Genomic DNA, 16,719 nt, shown 5'->3' with positions numbered 1-16,719 from the left:
GCGCGTGCCGTTCGAGCAGGCCGTCAAATCCGATCTGGTCGAGCGTTTCGACTATCGCGAGCACTACGTCTCCGACCTGGAGAGCGTCATCGACTTCGACGCGATCCGCTCCTCCGGCGTGCGCCTGGGCATCGATCCGCTCGGCGGCGCGTCCGTGAACTACTGGCCGCTGATGAACGAGAAGTACGATCTGACCATCGATGTCGTGCGCCCGCAGGTCGATCCGACCTGGAGCTTCATGACCATCGACCACGACGGCAAGATCCGTATGGACCCGAGCTCGCCGTATGCGATGAAGGGCCTGGTCGACTCCCTCAACAACGGCGCATGGGACAAGTACGACCTGGTCGGCGGCACCGATCCCGATGCCGACCGCCACGGCATCGTCTGCCCGAACTGGGGCGTGATGAACCCGAACCACTATATCGCCGTGTGCGTCGAATACCTGTTCGGCGGCAACCGTCCTGACTGGCCGGAGCACGCAGGCATCGGCAAGACGCTGGTCTCCTCCTCGCTGATCGACCGCGTGGCCGCGTCCATCGACGCGAAGCTCGTCGAGGTCCCGGTCGGCTTCAAGTGGTTCGTCGACCCGCTGTTCAAGGGCGAGGTGGCCTTCGGCGGCGAGGAAAGCTCCGGCATGTCCTTCCTGCGCAAGGACGGCCGCGTGTGGACCACCGACAAGGACGGTCTGATCCCCGACCTGCTGGCCGCGGAGATCACCGCCAAGACCGGCAAGAACCCGGCGCAGCTGCACCAGGAACAGGTGGCGCGCTTCGGTGAGAGCTGGTACAAGCGCATCGACACCCCGACCACGCTGGAGCAGAAGCAGAAGTTCGCGAAGCTCACCGGCGACGACGTCACCGCCACCAAGCTGGCCGGCGAGGACATCACCGCGAAGCTCACCGAAGCCCCGGGCAACCACGCGAAGATCGGCGGCCTGAAGGTCACCACCAAGAACAACTGGTTCGCGGCGCGTCCGTCCGGCACCGAGAACATCTACAAGGTGTACGCCGAGTCCTTCGACTCCCCCGAGGCGCTCGACAAGGTGCTCACCGAGGCTTCCGAGGTCGTGGACAAGGCGCTGGCCGAATAAGCCGGCAAGCGACATTCAATCCGATTCCGACGCGCCGAGCCGCAAGGCGGGCGCGCCCAAGGCCCGTTCCGATGCCCGAACCGTTTTCCGCGTGGGGCAAACCACATGGCGGAGAACATGGTTCGCGCCCATCCGGAACGGGCCTTTCCCATAGCCGCGGCCTTGCCGACGCACCGCCGCGTCATAAGTCCAGATGCAACGACGGCGCCCCGCATCGGCGCCGTGCCGTTCGATGGCTCCGCACCGAACGCGACGTGGCATGCGGGCGCGGATGATGCCGCGCGTCCACGCAACGGGGCAGTCACGCATCCATGCATCAGAGCGAACGCGCATCCGCAGGCGCCAGTCTCCGCGCGTGGCACGAAACACGGTTCCATGGCATGAAACACCGTCATGTGCCCCGTCGCATGACGCCCACGCGATTACGCTGAATGGTAACCGTCACGACGGCATCCATGCCAATCGGCACAACGCCCTGTCGAAGGAGGGAACATGCGTGTCGCCATCGTCGAGGACCACGCCGTGGAGCGCCAGCTCATAGCCGCCATGTGCGCGGATCATTTCCGTTCAAGGCTCGGGCTCGGTGTGGAATGCGTGACCTTCGCCGACGCCGAATCCTTCATCGAAAGCTGGAAAACCGCCCGCTACGATTTGCTGCTGCTCGACTGCTATCTGACGGATGACGAACAGGCGACGCACGCGGCCACCGGACTCGACATCGCGCGTCTGCTTCGCCGGCAGCACGACGACTGCCCCATCGTGTTCATCACCTCAAGCGCCGATTTCGCGGTGCTGGGGTATGAGGTGCAGGCAAGCGGCTATCTGCTCAAACCGATCAGCCGCAAGGCGTTCGACGCGACCATGGACCGCGTTGCGGCGCAACTCGACGGCAGGGCTCCGGCAACCCATCTGGACCGGCCGGGCACGAAGCGGGCGGCGGACGCCGCCTGGCAGGTGGCCTTCGGCAACCCCGCGACCACCATGGACAGGCGGCTCATCGCATACGCGCTGTCCAGCGCGCACTATGTGGAATTCACCTTCGCCGACGGCACCCGCACGAAGATCCGCACCAATTTCTCCGACGTGGAGCGACGGCTCACCGTATTCGACAACTTCTACCGCACCGCACGCGGCGTGCTCGTCAATTTCGACTACGTCGCCGGCATCAACAACGCGGAATTCGTGATGAAGGGCGGCAAACGCGTTCCGATCACGAAAACCGCGGTGACCACGACATGCCGCAAATACGCGGAATACACCTTCACCAGAATGAGAATGGAATAGTCCGATGATCGAATTCATCGCGTCCACCCATCCATCGGATCTGTTCTTCGCCATCGCGGAGCAGATCAACGCCTTGATGGGGCTGCTGCTGTGCCTGATCATGGCCTGGGACCATATGCCGAATCCCCACCGCAAAAGCGCGCTGCTGGCCGCCGTGGGCCTGGTCTGGTTCGTGTCGTGCGGCGTCTTCTGCCATTGCACCGGCCTGGCATCGACGTGGACGGTGCTGCCGACCGCCGTCATCATCGCCGCCATATTGGGCAGAATCAGCGACCTTCCGCTGCCGCAGGTGCTGATCGTCGTCTCTACCGCCGCGTACATCGTCGCGGCCGTGTACTATCTGGCGCTGCTCACCGACGTCGCCGCGCTCGGCGCGCGTTCCACCGACCAGCGGGTGGGCTGGCCGGGTTGGACCGCGTTGCTGCTGATGGACATCATCGTACCGGTTTCGCTATGGCATCCGCTGCATGTCTCGATACCGAAAACGTTCGGTTCACCGGCGGTCGATGGGAGATTCTGGAACTTCATCTGGCTGTTTCCGTTCATTTCCGCCGCGATAGCCGTATGGTGCCTGCCCGTCGACAACGATACGCTGCTGATGAACCGCATGCTCGGCATCGCCTTCACGATCGACATCGCCTATTCCTGTTTCATGGCGTTGGCATACGCCCTCATCTGGTATATGATCCGGCAGTCCGAGCGGCTGCTGCTCGCCAGCCGCAAAGAGCATTACGCGGATGTGCAGACCCTGCAGTTGCAGCATATGAACGAACGCATCCACGAGGCGCGGGCCATCAAGCACAACGTGCGGCATCATATCCAGACATTGCAGGCGTTGGCCGCGGCCGACGACATGGACGGCATACGCGATTATCTTGGGCAGATGGCGGAGCATCCACTGCTCGACCCGGCGCCGATGCAGTACTGCGACCATGCCGCGCTGAACGCGGTGCTGGTCTATTACTGCGATTGGATCCGACACAAAGGCGCCGACGTGGACGTCAAGGCCTCCGTTCCGCAATACATCGCGATCAACAACGCGGAACTGTGTTCGCTGGTCGGCAATCTGCTGGAGAACGCCTGCGAGGCGATCTCCAGACAGCAGGAGGGACCACGTTCGCTCAAGGCGCGCATACGGTACCACGACGGTCCTCCGGCATCGCTGTTCATCGTGGTCGACAATTCCTACGATTCCTCCGTCACACAGGTGGACGACGCGTTCGCCTCCACCAAGCACAGCGGCAACGGACTGGGCACCGCGACCATACGGGAGACCGCCGAACGCCATCATGGCACTGCCGCATTCGATTACGACGGCGATACGTTCCGCGCCTCGGTCATGTTGTGCCTGCCCGATTGACGGGCCACCGCAGCCAAGCCCGTCACCCGGCGACCATCGGTCTCCGTGCCCGTTCACGATACCGTCCGCGCGCCGATTCAGCGTCGCACGGCTTTCGTAGGGTAGAAAGCATGACGATTACGGTTTCTACAGACGGCTCCGCGCTGGGCAATCCGAACGGCCCGATGGGCTGGGCCTGGGCCGACCACGAGCCGGCGGCAGGCGGAAAACCAGGGCATGAACATGATGGGGACTGCGACGCGGGCGGAGCCACGAACGGCACCAACCAGATCGGCGAGCTGTGCGCCGTGCTGGAGGCGCTGCGCGCGCACCCCGGTTCGGAGCCGTTGACCATCGAAACGGATTCCCAATACGCGATCAACTGCTCGACCACGTGGGTGAAGGGCTGGAAGAGAAACGGCTGGAGGAATTCGCAGAAGAAGCCGGTGAAGAACGCCGATGTGATCCGCGCCATCGATGAGGAGATCGCGAAACGCCCCGGACCGGTGAAATTCGTCTGGGTCAAGGGTCATGCGGGCAATGCCGGCAACGAAAAGGTGGACGACCTGGCCCGCACCTATGCCGGAAACTGCCGTTCGAAGGTCTGTGAGGGGTATCTGCCGCTCGAAGGATGGAAGTCACTGCTGGCTTCCGAATACTCACGTGGCACCGACGTACCCGAGGACGCGCGCATGCTGCTCGACGGCGCCATCACGCCGGCCGAATACCATATGGGCCGCGGCCAAGGCGCTTCCGCTTCGCAGGACGAACAACGGACCATGGCCGTCGAGACGCAGGACGATGACCGGACCACGGTGATCGCGACGCATGCGCCGCACGAATCCTACGCGAAGATGCTGATCAAACACGACTACTTCCCCCGCGACGACGCTTCCGAGGACTCCGGAGAATCGTCGTCGCGCGACGATGCCGACAATGGCGGAAACGCGGGCAAGGAGTCCACTGAGTCCATCGGCAATGCCGGCAAGCAACAGCCCACGGAAACGGCGCATGTCGGCGGTTCCGGCAGCACCGCTCCCGTATCCGCCGACGCGACTGCGAACGACCCGACCACGGATGCGGGCGCATCCGGCGGCACCGCAATGGACGGCGACGCCACGGCGGACGATGAATCCACGACCGATCATTCCGCGACGGGCAGCGTGTCCGGCAGCGGCGTCACGACGGGCAATACGTCCACGAATTCGAACATGCCATCGGCCGAGGCCAGGGCGCAGCTGGCCGATCTTCCCAAACTCCCCCACCGCCCCAGTCCTTCGGGCCTGTCGGTGTCGGGCATGGTCCGTTTCTCCCCGCCGCCGGATTCAAGTCCGACGTTCGACGGCAAGCCGCGGCTTATCCGCGGTTACATCGCCGTGGAGGGATACGTGCTGGGAGACGGCACCCTGGTCTTGGACGAGGCGCCGTTCGCCGTCAAACACAGCTGACCCAGCCAATCCAAAGCGGAGACGCCCACGCCACCAATCCGTGAAACATATCGTGAAACACATTGGGGATTGATATCCATCGATCCCCAATCGCCTTATGTAACCGAATGTTCAATTCTGCAACTTTTTTGGTGAAAATTGTCCGAAAATTCGACATATCCGATACCATGGAAGTAAGGCTTCATCCCATATCAAAGGAGGATTATGGATAAGGCACAGCAGGATGCTTTGAAGAAGGCCGCGGGCGTCGAGGCAGCGCGCATCATTCACAACGGTATGGTCGCCGGACTGGGCACCGGCTCGACGGTGCGTTTCCTGGTCGATGAGCTCGGACGCCGCACGCAGGAGGAAGGACTCCGGTTCACCGGCGTCACCACATCCCGCCGCACGCAGGAGCAGGCCGAAAGCTATGGCATCAAAATCGTGAACATCGACGATGTCGACCATATCGACGTGACCATCGACGGCGCCGACGAGGTGGACAAGAACTTCAACGGCATCAAGGGCGGCGGCGCGGCCCTGCTGTGGGAGAAGATCGTGGCGACCAACTCCGACAAGATCGTGTGGATCGTGGACGAATCCAAGGTCGTCGACACCATCGGCAGGTTCCCGCTTCCGGTGGAGGTCATTCCGTTCGGCTCCGGCCACGTCATCCAGAAGTTCGAAGCCCGGGGATACAAGCCGACGCTGCGTCTCGATGCGGAGGGCAAGCCGGTGCGCACCGACGAGAACAACTACATCGTGGATCTGCATCTCGAACGCATCGACCATCCCGAAGATCTGGCGCAGGACCTGATCACCACGGTCGGCGTGGTGGAGCACGGCCTCTTCCTGCACATGGTCGACCAGGTGATCGTCGGCGATCCGAACGGACCGCGCGTCATGACGAACTCCAACAAGTGACTTCCATCGATTCCGATAGCAAAAATCCCGCGTTCCGAAAGGAATGCGGGATTTTGTTTAGTTGACGCTTCAACCGCGTCTGAAGACTACTTGCGCTGGTGGCGAGTCTTACGAAGCAGTTTGCGGTGCTTCTTCTTGCTCATGCGCTTGCGGCGCTTCTTGATGACCGAGCCCATCTCAGCCTCCGTTCCTTGAATTCAAAGGGTAAAAGTTTGCAACTTGCCCAATACTACACCGTTTCGGGGACGAACGCACCCGACCATACTCATATGGTGGAAATACCGCATTCTCATCCCGCTTTCCGCGGATGTTTTCCACGGATGCCTCAGCAATCCGCCGTCGGTCCTCACAGCGGGAACTGCTGGTAGAAACGCTGCACGGATTCCTTGGCCCCGGTCGCCTGGAACACCACGGTGTCGTTCTGCCAGACGGCGATCGCCTTGTTCTCGTCATCCGAGTCGGTTTTGACGGTGTACGCGCCGGTGGCGGTGCCGGAGACCTTCACGTTGCCGCTGCCCAGCTCCTTGCCCGACATGTCGCCGGTAAGCGAGTCATACTGGTCCTTCGCATCGTCCTTTTCCGACCACTGGGCGACCACCAGGGTGACGTCCTGATCGCTTTTGCCCGTGGAATACGTAAGCGTGTACTCCTCCACCGGCGACGCGGCGGACCACGACGCGGATGCGCTGGCCTTCGTACGCGCGAAATTCAGCACGGAATCCGGCATGGCCTTCAGCAATTCGCTCGCGTCGTCAGGCAATGGCGTGGCATTGATGGTCGGCTTGGACGATTCGGTGGTCTTCGAAGCGCCCTGCGAAGTCCCCTGCGCGGTCTGCTGCGAAGCGGAATCCTTGTTCAGCGCCCAGCCGGGCCAAATGAACGCGGACACCAACGCGAGCACAATCACCAAAGCCGCGGCCACGACGGCCACGACGAGTTTGCCATGAGAAGAGGAATTTTGCGTATCAGACATGTTTGTCATTGTTTCACATCCATGAGACGCGTCCGACGGCTCCGATAACCGCGTCCGGCCGCATTCCACGGACGTGGTTTGTCCCAAAACACCCGTATCGTCGGCTGTATGGCGAAGACGTCCTCACATTTTCTATGTTCCGAATGCGGCTGGAGCGGGCCGAAATGGCTCGGACGCTGCCCCGAATGCGGACAATGGGGCACCATCGAGGAATTCCACGAGGCGCGTCCGGCTGCTTCGTCGCGCACCGCGGCGCCGGGACGCACGTCCCGCACGCAATCGCATACGGTATCGGATTCGGTGGCCAAGCCGATCACCGAGGTGGGCGGCGATGAAAGCGCCGTCCGCGTCAGCACGGGATTCACGGAGTTCGACCGTGTGCTGGGCGGCGGCATCGTGCCCGGATCGGTGACGCTGGTCGCCGGCGAACCCGGCATCGGCAAATCGACACTGCTGCTGGAGACCGCGGGCAACGTCGCGAGACTATGCGCGGCACATGCCGAAAGGAACACCGTGCTGTACATCTCCGGGGAGGAGTCGCAGGCGCAGGTGCGCATGCGCGCCGCCCGCATCGGCGCCATCGAACCGAATCTTCTTCTGGCCGCGACCACGGACCTCGCCACGGCCCTCGGCCTGATCGAACGGTTCACGCCGTCGCTGGCCATCGTCGATTCGGCGCAGACCATCGTCTCCCAGGACGTGGATGGCATCTCCGGCGGCTCGACGCAGGTGCGTGAGGTCGCGAGCGCGCTGATCGACACCGCCAAGACGCTGGATATTCCGGTGCTGCTTGTCGGCCATGTGACGAAGGACGGTTCCATTGCGGGTCCGCGCACGTTGGAGCATCTCGTGGATGTGGTCTGCCAGTTCGAAGGCGACGCCGAAACCGCGCTGCGCATGCTGCGCGCGGTGAAGAACCGCTTCGGACCGACCGATGAGGTGGGATGCTTCGACATGAGCGGCGAAGGCATCGAAGAAGTGACGGACCCTTCGGGATTGTTCCTTTCCACAGGCGCGGCCAACGCCACCCCCGTGGACGGAACCTGCGTGACGTTCACGCTGGACGGTCATCGCAGCCTCCCCATCGAAGTGCAGTCGTTGGTCACCAAATCCGTGCTGCCGACACCGCGACGGGCCGCGAACGGCGTCGATTCGAATCGCATCGCCATGCTGGTGGCGGTGCTGTACCGACATGGCGGCATCAATCTGCTGTCGAACGACCTGTACATCTCCACGATCGCCGGAGGCCAGGCGCGCGAGCCCGGCTGCGATCTGGCGATTGTGGCGGCGCTGGCGAGCGCCGCGAAATCGAAGCCCATCGCGCGCACGACATGCGCCATCGGCGAAATCTCCCTGACGGGGCAGGTCCGGCCCGTGCCGCGTCTGGAATATCGACTTCGCGAGGCGGCGCGACTGGGGTTCACCACCGCCGTCGTGCCGACGCTGCGCAGGAACGTTCCCGTTCCGGGGCTTGCCGTCGTGCAGACGGACACGTTGCAGGACGCGCTGGCGGCATTGCTGCGTTGATGGTTCGGCTCACGCGGTGAGCGTCTTCGTCTCCTCGACGTTGCGCTTCAACTCCGCGACCAGCTCGTCGGCCGAACCGAATTTGACCTGAGGACGCAGGAATCCCGCGAATTCCACCCGCACGGCATGGCCATACAGGTCGAGCCAGTCATCGGTGACCGCGTAGGCTTCGACGACCCGCTCGTGCAGGCCGGTGGCCTCGTTGAACGTGGGCTTGGTGCCGATGGAGATCGCGGCGGGCCAGCGGTATGGGGAATGTTCCGCGGTCCGCGCGTCGATGGATGACGAATCGTATTCCCGGGAGACGCCGTCCGCATGAGGCCCGGCATCCACGGACCGTTCGCCCAAATCGATGATCCAGCCGGCGTACACGCCGTCCACCGGAAGATAGCCTTGGACGTTTTCACTGAGGTTCGCGGTCGGGAAGCCGATGGTGCGGCCGCGTTCCTCGCCGTGCACCACGGTGCCTTCCACCGCATGCGCATGGCCGAGGATGGCGTCGGCGTCCTTGATGCGCCCCTGTCCCAGCAGATAGCGCACGTTCGTGGAGCTCCACACGCGCACGGCCTTGGCCTGGTGCTTCTTGCTCCAGGCGCGGCGCTCGGCCTTGGTGGCGCCTTCGAGCGGATCCTTCGGCTCGCCGTATTCGGTGGGCATGGCCGGTTTCGCGTTCATGGGCACGCGGGTCTCGCCGGGGCCGAGGTCGTCCACCACGTCGAGCTGGAACACGCCGGTGGCGAGCGCCAGATTCCGGATGGCCCTCACATCGCCTTCCCGCTTGGCGCCCATGGCCGCGTCGGAGCCGAGCACCAATGTGCGCATGCCGAGCTTGCCGACCATCTGGCCGAGGAAGAAACGATACGACTTCGCCGCGAACGCAAGCGTGTACCGCACGATAAGCGTGTAATCGACGTCCAGCGCGCTGATGGCGCGCAGACGCTCGTCCACACTGGTCAGCGCCTGCGTGTCGGCCATGCCGGCGGGCGGCTCCTGCCCATCATGGCCGGCCGCATAGCCGTGCACCAATGCGGGACGTGGATCGAACAGCACCACCACGGAGAACGACTGTTCCTTGCCGGCGAGTTCGACGACACGGCGGATCACCGCCTGATGCCCTTGGTGCATGCCATCGAACGCGCCGATGGTCACCACGGATTTCTTGTCGTTGCTCAATGTCGGCCAATCCACCATGCCATTGGCATCGGGGGTGAGCGTGATCGTCTTCATCATGTCCTTCTTCCGCTTGTTCGATTCGTTTCAGCCGAATACCGCAACGGGTTTGGCTTCGCCTTGTTTCGCGCGTTCGATGATGGCCACCAGATCGTTCGTGCCGGGCACGTACGCCGCGGTGGTCTCGTGGATGTCGTGGGCGATCCTACGGCCGTAGCGCAGATCGACGGCCTCCTGCGCGTCGACCGGCAGCATGGGCATGGACGCGGCCGCGCTGGACACCAGGTCGAGCGCATGGTCGGCCGCGTGCTCCGCGTCATCCAGCACGGCACGGTTGCGCGTCATCTCCACGCCATCACGGTTGGTGAATGTTTTCGATTCCGTATGGGCGGTCATCACGTTCGGCATGTTCACGTCGAATCGTCCGACGCGGACGCGCCGCAGCATGGTCAGATGGCCGCCGAGCCCGAGCGCCTCACCCAAATCGCGGCCCAACGCGCGGATATAGGTGCCCGCGGAACAGGTCACCGTCACATCGAGTTCCATGACGGGACGCAGGTCTTCCGTACCGTCTGTCAGACCGTCGACGGTCCATTCTTCGTCGGGGTTCACGGAAACGGAGCCGACAAGTTCTCCGCCCGCGATGCGTGCGGAGGCGTACCCGTAACGGACCTCGGAGACGCTGAATTCTTCGATGGTGACGGGTCTGGCCTTGAGTTCGACGGCCTTGCCCTCACGTGCCAGATCATAGGCGCGCTGGCCATGGACCTTGATGGCGGAGTACGCGTTCGGCACCTGCTCGATGCGGCCGGTGAATCGTCGCGCGATCGTCTGCTCCACCGTTCGCCGTGACGGGAAGGCGTCCGGAAGCGTCTCCGACGGCAGCAGCTCGCCGTCGGCGTCGTCCGTGGTGGTGCGCTGCCCGAGGCGAATCGTCGCGCGATAGGTCTTATCGTGGTCGACGATGTAGCTCAACAGCCGTGTGGCGTTGCCGAAACCGACCACCAGCACGCCGGTGGCCATCGGATCGAGCGTGCCGGCATGTCCGACGCGCTTCATGTGCAGCGCGCCGCGCACGGCGGCGACCACGTCATGGCTGGTGACGCCCTTCGGCTTGTCGATGACCAGCAGTCCGGAGATGTCAGGCTTCTTCGTCATCGTCCCAATCTTCGACCTCGACGTCGTCATCGTCGAAATCGTCGTCCTTGTTCTCCTCCGGATGCTTGTACGGATCCGCCTCGCCGGCATACTGGGCGGTTTCGCGCGCCTTGGCGAGTTCCTCGTCGCGTTTGCGCGCGACGGCGAGGATGTCTTCGATCTCGTGGGCCTCGCCGGGCACCTCGTCGAAGATGAATTCCAGCTGCGGCGTCAGGCGCAGACCGGCCTTGCTGCCCACCAGGGAGCGCAGACGGCCCTTCGCCTGGTTCAGTGCCTGCTGGGCGCGGCGGCGCTCGCCCTGCTCGTGGCCCTCGCGCCCGAGCTGGGTCCAGTAGACCTTGGCGATCTGCAGGTCGTTGGTGACGCGCACCTCGGTGATGGTCACGTTCATGAGACGCTTGTCATGCAGCTGCGCCTCCATGGACGAGGCGATCACGCGCTGGATCAGCGCCGCGATGCGGGCGGCGCGGGGATTGGTTCCTGCCATTGTTTTCCCTTACGATACGTTTCGGTAGGTTTCGTTGTTTTATTAGGGAACGCCCGCAACCGAGCATCGGCTGTGGGCGTTCCTCATCTTCATCGGTCGATAACCGGATACCGGCTACTTGCGTTCGATCTGACGCATCTCGAAGGTCTCGATGATATCGCCGACCTCGATGTCGTTGAAGGTGCCGAGGTTGATACCGGCCTCATAGCCTTCCTTGACGGACTGCACGTCGTCCTTGAAACGACGCAGCGAGGAGATCTCGAGGTCGTTGACGGTGGCGACGCCGTTGCGCAGAATACGGCACTTCGTACCGCGCTTGACCTCGCCGTCCTGCACCATGACGCCGGCGATGTTGCCGAACTTGGAGGAACGGAAGATCTCGCGGATTTCGGAGTGGGAGGTGACGACCTCTTCGTATTCCGGCTTGAGCATGCCCTTGAGGGACGCCTCGATGTCTTCGATGGCCTTGTAGATGATCGAGTAGTACTTGATCTCCACGCCTTCGCGCTCGGCGAGGTCCGCCACCTGACGGTTCGGACGCACGTTGAAGCCGATGATGACCGCCTTGTCGACGGTGGCCAGGTTGACATCGTTCTGGGTGATGGCGCCGACGCCGCGGTGGATCACCTGGATGCCGACCTCGTCGGACACCTCGATCTTCATCAAGGAATCTTCCAGCGCCTCGACGGAACCGGAGGAATCGCCCTTGATGACGATGTTGAGCATATCGACCTCGGACTTGGCGAACTGCTCCTTGAGGCTTTCCAGAGAGACGACCTTGCGGCGCTTTGCCAGCTGGGCCGCACGTTCGGTGGCCTGACGCTTTTCGGCGATCTGGCGTGCGGTGCGGTCGTCGGAGGCCACGAGGAAGAGGTCGCCCGCGGTCGGCACGGAGGTCAGACCAAGCACCTGGACCGGAGTGGACGGACCGGCTTCCTTCATGTGGTTGCCGTTCTCGTCGAGCATCGCACGGACGCGGCCGTAGGACGTACCCGCCACGATGGCGTCGCCGATGTGCAGGGTTCCCTGCTGGACGAGCACCGTCGCCACGGCGCCACGGCCCTTGTCGAGTCGGGCTTCCACGGTGGCGCCACGGGCGTCCATATCCGGGTTGGCGCGCAGGTCGAGCTCGGCGTCGGCGGTCAGCAGCACGGCTTCAAGCAGCTTGTCGACGTTCGTGCCCTGCTTGGCGGAGATGTCGACGAACATGGTGTTGCCGCCGTATTCCTCCGGCACCAGACCGTATTCGGTGAGCTGCCCGCGGACCTTCTCCGGATTGGCGCCCGGCTTATCGATCTTGTTCACGGCGACCACGATCGGCACATGGGCTGCCTGGGCGTGGTTGATGGCCTCGACGGTCTGCGGCATCACACCATCGTCGGCCGCGACCACGAGGATCGCGACGTCGGTGAGTTCCGCACCACGGGCACGCATGGCGGTGAAGGCTTCGTGGCCCGGGGTATCGAGGAACGTGATCTTGCGGTGTTCGCCCTCAAGGTCGACGGTCACCTGGTATGCGCCGATGCGCTGGGTGATGCCACCGGCCTCGCGTGCGATGACGTTGGTGCGGCGGATGGTGTCGAGCAGTCGGGTCTTACCGTGATCGACGTGGCCCATGACGGTGACGACCGGCGGACGTGGCTTCAGGTCTTCGTCTTCCTGCAGCTCTTCCTCGTCGAGGTTGATGTCGAACTGCTGCAGCAGCTCCTTGTCTTCCTCCTCGGCGGACACGATCTTGATGTTCCAGCCGATTTCCTCGCCGAGGATCTGGAACGTGGCCTCGTCCAGGGACTGGGTGGCCGTGGCCATCTCGCCCAAGTGGAACAGCACGGTGACCAGCGCGGCCGGGTTGACGTTGATCTTCTCGGCCAGATCGGCGAGGGACGCGCCCTGACGCAGACGGACGGTCTGTCCGTTGCCGGTCGGAATGCGCACGCCGCCGATGACCGGAGCCTTCATCTCCTGGAATTCATGACGCTTCGCCAGACGGTTCTTGCGCGCCTTCGAGGACTTGCCGCCCTGACGTCCGAACGCGCCCGCCGCGCCGCCGCGTCCACGACCGCCGCCACGGGACGGACCATTGCCGCCGCCCTGATAGCCGCCGCCGTTACCGCCGAAGCGGCTGCCGCCGCCTGCCGGACGGCTGCCGCCGCCCTGACCGGGACGATGCTGGCCCCACTGACCCGGCTTCGCGCCGGTGTTCTGACCCGGACGACCACGGAAACCGCCACGGTTGCCGCCTGGACGTCCGCCACGGCGACCCTCGTTGTTGTTGACGGTCGGACGCGCCATCGGGTGCGGACGCGGGATGTCGCTCGGGGTCGGGGTATGCATGCCCTGCTTGCGGCTGAACGGATTGTTGCCCGGACGCGGACCCGGAGTATGCGGCTTGGCGCCGGAAGCGTTGTGCGGGGCGTTGTTATGGGAAGCGTTGTTGTTGTGCGCGGCACCGTTGTTGCGCGATGGACGCGGGCCCGGCATGGGCGCTCCCTTGCCGCCTGAACGACGGTCCGACATCCCCGGACGCGGAGCGTTGCCGTTGGAACGGTTGCCGTGCTGTCGACGGGATTCGCCCGAATAGCGTGAATCGTTCGTATGACGGGATTCCGAATAGCGGGATTCACCCGAGCGGCGGGACTCGCCGGAATGGCGGGACTCACCGGAATGGTTGCGCTGGCCCGGCTTCGGAGCCTCGGAGCGGCCGGATGCGGAATGGTGCCCCGGCTTCGGAGCCGCGGGACGCGGGGCCGCCGGCTTCGGAGCGGACGGCTTCTTGGATTCGGATGCGTTGCCCTGACCCTTGGACGCGAAGGCGTTCTTCAATCTACGGGCAACCGGGGGTTCGACGGTGGACGATGCGGACTTCACGAATTCGCCCATCGACTCAAGCTTGTTCAAAACGGTTTTGCTGTCAACGCCAAGTTCCTTGGCAAGTTCATATACGCGTGCTTTCGGCACTCAATTTCTCCTATCCCGGGCCGCGCGCATACTGGCGCGACCGCTACTGATCCACGGCGAGCTTGTTCCTTCTCATCGTGCAACCATGTTCGTGATACCTCGTCTTTTCCCTGGGCACGACGGCATGGCCCCCGCGCTTTGGATTGTCGAGTCCAGCATACTCAAGCCCGTGGATTGTACACCCACGGGCTTGCAGTTTGCCGAAGTGCTGTTTATTCGGCGGATTCCGCAGCGGCCTGCGCCTTGGCTGCGGCCACCTTCTTGGCATGCGCCTCGCTGGATTCGATGCCGATCTTCCAACCGGTCAGCTTGGCGGCGAGACGTGCGTTCTGGCCCTCCTTGCCGATGGCGAGCGACAGCTGGTCATCGTGGATGAAGGCGATTGCGGTCTGGTTCTTCTCGCTGATCACCTGCACGCCGGTGGCGACCGCCGGAGACAGCGCCGCGGCGACGAACTTCGCCGGATCGGAGGACCAGTCGACGATGTCGATCTTCTCCGGACCGAGGTTCTCCATCACCGCACGCACGCGAGCGCCGCCGGGACCGATGAGCGCGCCCTTCGGGTTGACGCCCTCGGTGTTGGCGCGCACCGCGATCTTCGTGCGGGCGCCGGCCTCACGCGCGATGGCCATGATCGACACGGCGCCGGACACCAATTCCGGAACCTCGCGCTCGAACAGGCGGCGCACCAGTTCCGGGTGGGAACGGGACACGACGATCTCGGGGCCCTTCAGTCCACGGGCGACGTTCACCACGTACACGCGGATGCGCTCGCCGTGGCGGTAGCGCTCCCCCGGCACCTGCTCACGACGCGGCAGCAGCGCTTCGACGTCGCCGACGGCGACATGCACGTTGGAGGTGTCCTTGACGTCCTGCTGGACGATGCCGGTGATCAGCTTGCCCTTCTGTCCGGAGAACGCGCCGAAAATCTTGTCGTCCTCGGCCTTGCGGAACAGCTGGCTGATCACCTGACGCGCGGTTGCGGCGGCCAGACGGCCGAAATCATGCGGGGTATCGTCGTATTCCTCACCCAGAGTCGGTGCCGGATGCGGATCCTCCTCAGTCGGTTCGCCCGGAACCTCGTCCCGAGCCCAAACGGTAAAGCTTCCGGCGCGCGGATCCAGCTCGATGCGGGCGTGCTTCGCCGCGTGCGGGGTTTTCAGATATGCCAGTCGCAAAGCTTCCGAGAGTGCGGCATCCAGCGTCTCGGGGTCAATTCCCTGCCCAGCTGCGAGCTGGTGCATTCCTGCCAGGTCCAGTTCCATACTTCCAAGACCTCCTATATGAAGTTATTCCGAGCGCTTGGCCCAATGGTCACAGTCAAATACTAGTCTAATGATTCATGCAGACACGTTCTTTACCCTTTACCACCGTTCCATTACCGGCGAAACGTATCTGCACCGCGCTTGCGGCCGTCATCATGCTGCTGTCCGCAGCCGGCTGCTCAACACCCCGCGTCGCCGGACGCGCCGAGGCGGAACGGCAACAAAGCCCCTGCGAACAGTCCTATTTCATGGCGAAGGAGGACGACGCGACATCGTCCGATCCATCCCGGCATATCATCATGCGGTACATCGCCGCGACGCATGCGGCTTCGGAGTGGCTCGACACCGCCGCGTACTGCCCGGCCCGGTTCGCCGACGGCACCCTGCGCGCGGCCCGCGCCCGCGTCGAGGCCCGCGCTTTGGCTTCCGCCATGGGCGTAACCGTCGAGACGCCGGCGTTGGCCCGCTTCGATGGCGTCGATTCGCTTGCCGTCGACAAGCGATCGCTGACCTCGCTCGCCGACGCCGAAGACCAGGCCGGATTCATCATGGAGGTGTTCGCCGCACGTTCCATCGGCCATGCCACGCTCGATATCAGCGACCGGCACAAAACCGCCGCGCAACGTCTCGCATCGTTCTCCGGATCCGACACCAGTCGCGCCAAGGCCTACGAAATCGCCGACCTGCTCGCCAATCCGTCGACCATGACGGATTCCGCCACCGGCCTGAACGCGCCGACCGACGCCATCGTGGAAATCAATTGCGCGCGCGGGGAAATCACCACGGTCTCCGAAAGCTCCAGCACTTCGGATTCCGGCGAGTCCGCCTCCAAGGATTCCCGCGCGCAATCATTGAAAACGCTTTCCAGCGCAATCGCAGACCGCGTTGAAACGGCGTTTTCCTGGGGATATCCGACGTTCGACGGCGCACTGTTCGAATAACGCGCCGCATGCCGTCCGAACGACCGCATGCCACCGCTCGGCGGAGATGCCGAGACACGCCGATGACCCCGATGACACTCGCCAATCATCATCCGATTTTGCGAATCCGCGAAAGTGTGGCAAAATAACGAAGTTGCTTGTTTCCAGGCAATGAATGGATAAGTGTCCGAGCG

Annotated in this window: 12 protein-coding genes and 3 pseudogenes; 7 read left to right on the top strand and 8 right to left on the bottom strand. The window is 63.7% G+C overall.

Annotation, left to right across the window (positions count from 1 at the left end; genetic code table 11):
• From B3C64_RS04270 to rpiA, 5 genes and pseudogenes are all read left to right on the top strand, one after another.
• A pseudogene (locus B3C64_RS04270) lies at positions 1-1,093 on the top strand (phosphoglucomutase, alpha-D-glucose phosphate-specific); the annotation flags it as partial.
• Positions 1,094-1,585: 492 nt separating this feature from the next.
• Positions 1,586-2,377, top strand: coding sequence for a LytR/AlgR family response regulator transcription factor (locus B3C64_RS04265; protein ID WP_291533969.1), 792 nt, complete (start codon positions 1,586-1,588; stop codon positions 2,375-2,377).
• A 4-nt stretch (positions 2,378-2,381) separates the two neighbouring features.
• Positions 2,382-3,737, top strand: coding sequence for a sensor histidine kinase (locus B3C64_RS04260; protein ID WP_291533967.1), 1,356 nt, complete (start codon positions 2,382-2,384; stop codon positions 3,735-3,737).
• 110 nt (positions 3,738-3,847) lie between these two features.
• Positions 3,848-5,164 (top strand): RNase H family protein, encoded by a 1,317-nt coding sequence (locus tag B3C64_RS04255; protein ID WP_291533965.1) that lies wholly within the window; start codon positions 3,848-3,850, stop codon positions 5,162-5,164.
• 204 nt (positions 5,165-5,368) lie between these two features.
• Positions 5,369-6,067 (top strand): ribose-5-phosphate isomerase RpiA, encoded by a 699-nt coding sequence (gene rpiA / locus B3C64_RS04250; protein ID WP_291533963.1) that lies wholly within the window; start codon positions 5,369-5,371, stop codon positions 6,065-6,067.
• 86 nt (positions 6,068-6,153) lie between these two features.
• Here the strand turns inward: rpiA and B3C64_RS04245 are convergent, their stop codons facing one another.
• Both B3C64_RS04245 and B3C64_RS04240 read right to left on the bottom strand, forming a co-directional pair.
• Complete coding sequence (locus B3C64_RS04245) at positions 6,154-6,243, bottom strand: 30S ribosomal protein bS22 (RefSeq protein ID WP_004268639.1); 90 nt, start codon at positions 6,241-6,243, stop codon at positions 6,154-6,156.
• A gap of 170 nt (positions 6,244-6,413) precedes the next feature.
• Complete coding sequence (locus B3C64_RS04240) at positions 6,414-7,049, bottom strand: hypothetical protein (RefSeq protein ID WP_291533961.1); 636 nt, start codon at positions 7,047-7,049, stop codon at positions 6,414-6,416.
• A gap of 99 nt (positions 7,050-7,148) precedes the next feature.
• Between B3C64_RS04240 and radA the strand changes: the two genes are divergently transcribed.
• A complete protein-coding gene (radA, locus tag B3C64_RS04235; RefSeq protein WP_291533959.1) occupies positions 7,149-8,567 on the top strand; it encodes a DNA repair protein RadA in 1,419 nt (472 codons plus the stop codon).
• A gap of 9 nt (positions 8,568-8,576) precedes the next feature.
• Here the strand turns inward: radA and ribF are convergent, their stop codons facing one another.
• From ribF to nusA, 6 genes and pseudogenes are all read right to left on the bottom strand, one after another.
• Positions 8,577-9,794: a bifunctional riboflavin kinase/FMN adenylyltransferase gene (gene ribF / locus B3C64_RS04230; RefSeq protein WP_291534000.1), complete on the bottom strand. Its 1,218-nt coding sequence runs from the start codon at positions 9,792-9,794 to the stop codon at positions 8,577-8,579.
• 30 nt (positions 9,795-9,824) lie between these two features.
• Positions 9,825-10,895, bottom strand: a complete 1,071-nt coding sequence (gene truB / locus B3C64_RS04225) for a tRNA pseudouridine(55) synthase TruB (RefSeq protein WP_291533957.1) — start codon at positions 10,893-10,895, stop codon at positions 9,825-9,827.
• Positions 10,879-11,382 (bottom strand): 30S ribosome-binding factor RbfA, encoded by a 504-nt coding sequence (gene rbfA / locus B3C64_RS04220; RefSeq protein WP_291533955.1) that lies wholly within the window; start codon positions 11,380-11,382, stop codon positions 10,879-10,881. Before rbfA ends, truB begins: the two co-directional genes overlap by 17 nt.
• A 114-nt stretch (positions 11,383-11,496) precedes the next feature.
• Positions 11,497-13,887, bottom strand: a pseudogene (infB, locus tag B3C64_RS04215) (translation initiation factor IF-2); the annotation flags it as partial.
• A 111-nt stretch (positions 13,888-13,998) separates the two neighbouring features.
• A pseudogene (locus B3C64_RS08750) lies at positions 13,999-14,340 on the bottom strand (translation initiation factor IF-2 N-terminal domain-containing protein); the annotation flags it as partial.
• 212 nt (positions 14,341-14,552) lie between these two features.
• Entirely contained in the window at positions 14,553-15,605 is a 1,053-nt protein-coding gene (gene nusA / locus B3C64_RS04210) for a transcription termination factor NusA (RefSeq protein WP_291533951.1), read from the bottom strand.
• Positions 15,606-15,682: 77 nt separating this feature from the next.
• On the opposite strand from nusA, the gene B3C64_RS04205 reads away from it, so the two are divergent.
• Positions 15,683-16,546 (top strand): hypothetical protein, encoded by an 864-nt coding sequence (locus B3C64_RS04205; RefSeq protein ID WP_291533950.1) that lies wholly within the window; start codon positions 15,683-15,685, stop codon positions 16,544-16,546.
• The last annotated feature ends 173 nt before the right edge of the window (positions 16,547-16,719 follow it).

Origin of the sequence: Bifidobacterium sp. UBA6881, assembly GCA_002451435.1 — a bacterium.
Taxonomy (GTDB): domain Bacteria; phylum Actinomycetota; class Actinomycetes; order Actinomycetales; family Bifidobacteriaceae; genus Bifidobacterium.
Note: the sequence above shows the minus strand (reverse complement) of the source record. Positions and strands in the feature narration are given on the sequence as shown.